8 protein-coding genes and 1 pseudogene are annotated in these 6,272 nt (G+C 58.8%); 5 read left to right on the top strand and 4 right to left on the bottom strand.

The genetic code is table 11. The features are described from left to right. Window positions 1-151: 151 nt before the first annotated feature. Window positions 152-727: a Crp/Fnr family transcriptional regulator gene (locus ACROHD_RS20620; protein ID WP_432680328.1), complete on the bottom strand. Its 576-nt coding sequence runs from the start codon at window positions 725-727 to the stop codon at window positions 152-154. A gap of 79 nt (window positions 728-806) precedes the next feature. Here ACROHD_RS20620 and ACROHD_RS20615 point away from each other — a divergent pair, with 79 nt between their 5' ends. After that, window positions 807-1,394, top strand: a complete 588-nt coding sequence (locus tag ACROHD_RS20615) for a hypothetical protein (RefSeq protein WP_432680327.1) — start codon at window positions 807-809, stop codon at window positions 1,392-1,394. A gap of 73 nt (window positions 1,395-1,467) precedes the next feature. Here the strand turns inward: ACROHD_RS20615 and ACROHD_RS20610 are convergent, their stop codons facing one another. The 3 genes and pseudogenes from ACROHD_RS20610 to ACROHD_RS20600 form a co-directional block, all read right to left on the bottom strand. Then, complete coding sequence (locus ACROHD_RS20610) at window positions 1,468-1,665, bottom strand: fasciclin domain-containing protein (RefSeq protein ID WP_432680326.1); 198 nt, start codon at window positions 1,663-1,665, stop codon at window positions 1,468-1,470. Between the two features lie 25 nt (window positions 1,666-1,690). After that, window positions 1,691-1,957, bottom strand: a pseudogene (locus ACROHD_RS20605) (fasciclin domain-containing protein); the annotation flags it as partial. Between the two features lie 56 nt (window positions 1,958-2,013). Continuing rightward, window positions 2,014-2,496, bottom strand: coding sequence for a fasciclin domain-containing protein (locus ACROHD_RS20600; RefSeq protein ID WP_432680325.1), 483 nt, complete (start codon window positions 2,494-2,496; stop codon window positions 2,014-2,016). A 261-nt stretch (window positions 2,497-2,757) separates the two neighbouring features. On the opposite strand from ACROHD_RS20600, the gene ACROHD_RS20595 reads away from it, so the two are divergent. The 4 genes from ACROHD_RS20595 to msrQ all read left to right on the top strand — a co-directional run bounded on the left by ACROHD_RS20595 (window position 2,758) and on the right by msrQ (window position 6,055). Beyond that, window positions 2,758-4,245, top strand: coding sequence for an FMN-binding glutamate synthase family protein (locus ACROHD_RS20595; RefSeq protein ID WP_432680324.1), 1,488 nt, complete (start codon window positions 2,758-2,760; stop codon window positions 4,243-4,245). A 73-nt stretch (window positions 4,246-4,318) separates the two neighbouring features. Continuing rightward, the gene (msrP, locus tag ACROHD_RS20590) at window positions 4,319-5,224 is read left to right on the top strand and encodes a protein-methionine-sulfoxide reductase catalytic subunit MsrP (protein ID WP_432680323.1); all 906 of its coding nucleotides are present in this window, start codon (window positions 4,319-4,321) and stop codon (window positions 5,222-5,224) included. Further along, window positions 5,224-5,445 carry a GDCCVxC domain-containing (seleno)protein gene (locus ACROHD_RS20585; protein WP_432680322.1) on the top strand — a complete coding sequence of 74 codons (222 nt, stop codon included), beginning with the start codon at window positions 5,224-5,226 and terminating at the stop codon, window positions 5,443-5,445. The genes msrP and ACROHD_RS20585 overlap by 1 nt, the downstream gene beginning before the upstream one ends. Before the next feature lie 7 nt (window positions 5,446-5,452). Continuing rightward, on the top strand, window positions 5,453-6,055 hold the full coding sequence (gene msrQ, locus ACROHD_RS20580) for a protein-methionine-sulfoxide reductase heme-binding subunit MsrQ (protein WP_432680321.1): 603 nt from the start codon (window positions 5,453-5,455) through the stop codon (window positions 6,053-6,055). Window positions 6,056-6,272 lie beyond the last annotated feature (217 nt).

Genomic DNA, 6,272 nt, shown 5'->3' with positions numbered 1-6,272 from the left:
TACTTCTCCTATCTGCAGGTGAAACAGGCCAAGCCTAACCTGCTGGGTGAAGCAGCCGGTACATCCCATTACCGGACGATGCCGTGGTGCACTGAACAGACTTTTGAAAAGGCCCCGCTTCGGAGGGGCCTTTCTTTTGGACGTCCTGTGATCAACCTTGCCTGTCTCCGGTGCGCAGGCGGCTCATTGTGACGGGTGTGATCCCCAGAAACGATGCAATCATCGAATGGGTGAAGATGTCTTCGTAACCGGGGAAGGTGGAGCGGAACCATTCCAGCCGGTCAGCTCCGCCAAGCGCCGCAAGGCACCATTCCCGATCAACCTTTCGGCCGAGCGCCTCGCGCAGGATGCCATTGGCCCAGTTGCGAACGGGTTCTGACGCAATCATCAGATCTGACAGTCGGTTAGTGTCGATCCGCGCAAGAGTGGCATCGGTTGTCGCCACGATCGACACGAGCGATGCGCCGCTGCGCGTGCGTGCAATGTTTGGGGTGACAACGCAGGGCCCCACATAGAACCCGACGCAAACCTCTTTGCCGTCAGAATCGCAAATGCTGCTGACAAGTCGTCCGTCCAAAAGAATGAATTCGCCCGTTTCGGGCTGTTCCTGCCGGGCCAGATGCGCCCCCTTGAGCAGATGCCTGCGCGTCCAGATGTCGGCAAAATCCTCTGCGCAGGCCGCATCCGACAGGTCAGGAGATTGCGTAAGAAACGCCCGTAGATCCATTTTGGTGAGCCTTATCAAATGATAATGCGAGGGTCTTCGTCCAGGGGCATGTCTGGCACATGTTCAAGGAGTTTACAAAATGACAAACAAAATCCGGGCAAGATATCTGGGGCCGGCCACGGTGGGCCTGGGGGTGATGGGTGCCTCCATCTATCTGCTCATGGTCAATATCACACTCGCCCATCTCGAGGCGATTTCTGGGCTGATCCCCTTCGATATGCGTCCATTGGGCTATAGCCACGCGGAGGCCCTGACGCTGCTTGGCGCGTTAGGCGCGGATGGGCGGGCTTATTATCTGTCGCATCAGATTCCACTGGATACGGTTTATCCGGCGTTGCTGGCACTGACGTTGATGGGGGCGATCTGTTGGATCGGGCAACGACTGCCAAATCGCACACTCGTTCGCGCGGGTGTTGCGCTTTCGCTCGGCGCTGCCGCGTTCGACTATGCCGAAAATCTCGCTATCTGCGTCATGATCTGGAACGGGCCAACCCCATCTGTTCCGCTCGTCTTTGCAGCAAGCGCAGCCACGATTGCGAAATCCGTGCTGACCAGTTTGGCGGTGTCGCTGACACTGTTGTTGGGGGCCATGTGGGCGCGCCAATCCATGGCGGAACGCCGTGTGTTAAGGGGCGGCGGTCGTCGCGTGCGTCGTGTGATAGAGTAGCCTCGGATTGAAGCGCCCCGAACACCACACAGTTCGGGGCGCTTCTTTCTGCCGTAAGCCGTTGGGGACGGTCTCAGCTCGGCAGAAGGACGGCGTCGATGATATGCACGACCCCGTTCGAGGCCATGACATCGGCGGTTGTCACGGTTGCGGAATGGTTCAGCACCACGCCATGACCCTGACCGTTGGCGCGGATGTAGCTGCCCTGAACGGTCGGAATGCGGCCCCGTTGGCCGAGGATCGCAGGCCGGGTAATACGCGCCCGACACATGATAGGTCAGCACATTGGTCAGCGCCGGGATGTCATGCAGCAACCCTTGCAGCACGCCATGGGGCAGATGCTCGAACGCGCGGTTCGTGGGGGCGAAAACGGTGAAGTTGCCGGGACCTGACAGGGTGTCGACAAGCCCCGCCGCCTGAACGGCGGTGACAAGGGTCGATAGGTCGGGCGTGGCAACGGCCAGATCGACGATGGTCGCGGATTGCGCGGAAAGGATTGCGGGGCTGGCCAGTATTGCAGCGGCTGCGCCCGCGGTTGTTGTGATGAATTGACGGCGGTTCATGTATCTGTCCTCCCTGGAGTGGAAACGGCCCGCCTTTGGGGGGCGGGCCAGAGCTGTTACATCGACGGCAGGATCACCGCGTCGATGACATGGATCACGCCGTTCGAGGCTTCGATATCGGCGGTGATCACATTGGCGCCGTTGACGGTCACGCCGTTCATTGTGCCGATTTCAATGGTGCCCCCCTGAACTGTCGTGGGCATCATGCCGTCAGACAAATCGCCCGACATAACTGCGCCGGGAACCACGTGATAGGTGAGGATCGCCACCAGTTGATCGAGGTTTTCCTCCATCAGCAGGGTTTCGACGGTGCCCTCGGGCAGGGCTGCGAAGGCCTCATCCGTGGGGGCGAAAACGGTGAAGGGGCCGTCGCCACGCAGGGTGTCTTCCAGGCCAGCGGCCTGAACGGCGGCAACGAGCGTATTGAACGTGCCTGCGCCCACGGCGGTGTCGACGATGTCCATGGAGTGACCACCCGCGAAAGCGGTGGTGGAAAGGATTACAGCGGCAGCGGTGCCAAGAAACGTACGACGGATCATATCTGGATCTCCTATCCATTGATTTATGAACAGGGCTACGGTTCGTCTGGTGTGTTGGATGACTGGGAAATCTGCAAAAAACACCTTGCCGAAGACCGGCGCTGCGCTAAGCCACGGGCTTTTGCGATTTCCAGTCACGTTTTCGTGGCAGCATGTGATCTGGCGTGTGCCCAAATCCCGGATTTCCACCTTTGCCGATTGCAGAGTGATAGGTGCGGGGGCACAGTTGGCGGCAGGCAGTCCCAAGAAAGGAGCGATGACATGTTCACGCTGGTAGAGTTTCTGGCACAGATCTTTCTGCTGATCGTTGGGCTTTTGTCGCTGCTTGTTTTGGCCTTAGCGATCTACGACCGGACCCAGACCCATGACGCGATCCGCCGCAACTATCCGGTCATTGGCCGCTTCCGGTCGCTATTCACCGCTTTGGGGGATTTCTTTAGTCAGTATTTCTTTGCCATGGACCGCGAGGAGATGCCGTTTAACCGCGCGCAACGGGACTGGGTAAATCACGCTGCTGATGGCGGATCGAACACGCTGGCCTTCGGGTCGACGCGCGATCTCACCATTCCGGGCACACCTATTTTCGTGAACGCTGCGTTTCCGCCTTTGGATGATCAATACGCTCTGACAGAGCCAATGCTGATCGGCCCCACGGCGCGTCACCCTTACCTTGCACCATCGTTCTTCAACATCTCGGGTATGAGCTATGGCGCCATCTCCAAGCCTGCCGTGCAGGCGCTTAGCCGGGGGGCGAAGAAGGCCGGGATCTGGATGAACACGGGCGAGGGGGCGTTGTCGCCCTATCATCTGGAGGGAGGGTGCGACATCGTTTTTCAGATCGGGACGGCGAAATATGGCGTGCGCAATGCCGATGGCAGCCTCAATGACGACAAGCTGCGCGAGGTGGCTGCCCATGACGCGGTTAAAATGTTCGAGCTGAAACTGGCGCAGGGGGCAAAGCCGGGTAAGGGAGGCATCCTGCCGGCCGAGAAGATCACGGCGGAGATTGCCCAGATCAGGGGGATTGAACAAGGGCAGGACAGCTTGTCGCCAAATCGGCATATCGAGATCGACGATTGGGGCGACCTGCTAGATATGATCGGACATATCCGCGAGGTGTCCGGCAAGCCCGTTGGCATAAAGACCGTGGCGGGCGGGTCTGAACCGTTCGAAGACCTTTTCCGCCTGATCATCGAACGCGGAGAAGACAGCGCCCCGGATTTCATCACGCTTGATGGTGGAGAGGGCGGCACCGGGGCCTCTCCCATGCCGCTGATGGACCTGGTCGGTATGTCGATCCGCGAAAGCCTGTTGATGATCTCGGACCTGCGCGACCGGCACGGGCTTAAGGATCGCATCCGTCTGGTGGCTTCGGGCAAGCTGGTGAACCCCGGTGACGTGGCCTGGGCGCTGGCGGCGGGGGCAGATTTTGTAACATCTGCCCGCGGCTTCATGTTTTCGCTGGGCTGTATTCAGGCGCTGAAATGTAACAAAAACACCTGCCCGACCGGGATCACGACCCACAATCCGCGGTTTCAGAAGGGGCTGGTTGTCGAGGTGAAGGAAGATCGAGTCGCGCGGTATGCCAAGGGAATCATCAAGGAAGTCGAGACAATTGCCCATTCCGTAGGGGTCGCAGAGCCCCGCCTGATGCGCCGCCGCCATGTACGCTTGGTGATGGCTGATGGCACGTCTCGCCCGATGCACGAAGTTTTTCCCCGCGGTCACGACATTCCAACAATGCCGTGAGGCCAGCTGCTTTTGCTTTGTTGAGCACCATCTCTTTGGCAGTGTCGCAGCAAGCAAATACAGGAGGAGCCCAATGGCCTATCGCTGGAAAAACGACCTGACCCATGCGGACGTGACGCCCAAGGGTCTGTTCTTGAACCGCCGTCAAATGATGGCAGGGGCAGGGGCCATGATGGGAGCCGGACTGATCGGTGGACAGGTCCGCGCGCAAGAGGCACTGGAGCCCAATACCTGGGAAGAGATCACCAGCTACAACAATTTCTACGAGTTCGGCACCGGCAAGACCGACCCCGCCGCAAATGCCCATATGCTGACCACGGACCCGTGGTCGATCGAGATCGACGGCATGGTGGATAATCCCGGCACCTATTCGCTTGCGGAAATCCTTGACGGCATGACCATCGAGGAACGCATCTATCGCTTCCGCTGTGTCGAAGCCTGGTCGATGGTCATCCCGTGGAACGGCTTCGAACTGGCAGATCTGCTCAATCGCGTTGGTGTTCAGGAGAGCGCGCAATATGTGGCGTTCGAGACGCTTGTCCGCCCCGAGGAAATGCCGGGTCAGCGCCGCCCGATCCTGAACTGGCCCTACCGCGAAGGTCTGCGGCTGGATGAGGCAATGCACCCGCTGACCCTGATGGCGACTGGCATCTATGGCGAACCGATGCCCAACCAGAACGGCGCGCCAATCCGGTTGGTTGTGCCGTGGAAATACGGGTTCAAATCGATCAAGTCGATCGTCCGCATCACCCTGACAGATGAAGAACCGCCCACCACCTGGAACATGCAGAACAGCCGCGAATACGGGTTCTACTCCAACGTGAACCCCGAGGTGGATCACCCCCGTTGGTCCCAGGCCAGCGAACGCCGGGTTGGTGGCGGGCTGTTTGCCCGGCGTATCCCGACGCTGATGTTCAACGGCTACGAAGAAGAGGTCGCCTCGATGTACGAGGGCATGGACCTGTCCGAATACTTCTGATGTCCGGATCGGCAGATATCCAGCTCAGCTCCGAGTTGACTTGTCCGGAATGCGGACATGTCAGCGCGGAACAGATGCCGACGGATGCCTGCCAGTGGTTTTATCAATGCAGCGGTTGCGGGGCGGTGCTGAAACCCCTGCCCGGCGATTGCTGTGTCTATTGTTCTTACGGAACGGTTCCCTGTCCTCCTATCCAGGCGGGAACCCCCTGCTGCGGATGAGATGATGATGGATTGGCTGAACCAGACCCTGCGCCGTGTGCCGGAATGGCCGCTCTATATCCTGGGCTTCCTGCCTGCCGCCTGGCTGTTGTGGCTCGGCGTGAATGGCGGGCTGGGGGTGGAGCCTGTCGAAGCGCTGGAACATGAACTTGGCGTCATTGCACTTCAGTTTCTGATTGCAGCGCTGCTGGTTACGCCTTTGCGCCGCTATGTCGGGTTGAACCTGCTGAAGTTTCGCCGTGCCTTGGGGCTGCTCGGCTTCGGATATGTCTGTCTCCACCTTCTGACCTGGCTGGCACTCGATATGTCCTTTCTTTGGGGGCAGATCGCAGCGGATATTGTGGAACGGCCCTATATCACCATCGGGATGATCGCATTCCTGTTGCTGGTGCCCCTCGCGCTGACCTCGACCAAGGCCGCCATCCGCCGGATGGGTATTCGTTGGCACAAACTACATCGCTTGTCTTATGTGGCGGTGGTCTTGGGCGGGCTTCACTTCGTGATGCAGGAAAAAGTCTGGAGCGTTCAATCGCTTCTCTATCTGTCGCTTGCAGTGGCGGTCGTTGCAATGCGCGCGCTTTGGATGAGCAGGCGAGTCGCCCGATCCTGACCTGATTCACCCCATGAATGCCAGAATCTGGGGATAAGTCATGGGATAACCCAAGATCTGGTGGGGCGAGTCGGCCTAGCTATGCCGCAGAGCAGAATGATCACCGCTTTCAATCCGGCCCGAGAACACTTCTTCAAAGCCTAACATATTGAATTTGTTTATGTATTATGTCTTTTTCAAAAAAATTTCCTGTTTCGTGTAAAAAGCTCTTGCGGCT

Source organism: Nioella aestuarii (assembly GCF_050896395.1).
Classification (GTDB): Bacteria; Pseudomonadota; Alphaproteobacteria; order Rhodobacterales; family Rhodobacteraceae; genus Nioella; species Nioella aestuarii.
The sequence above is the reverse complement of the archived record's forward strand: the minus strand, read 5'-3'. Positions and strand labels throughout refer to the sequence as shown.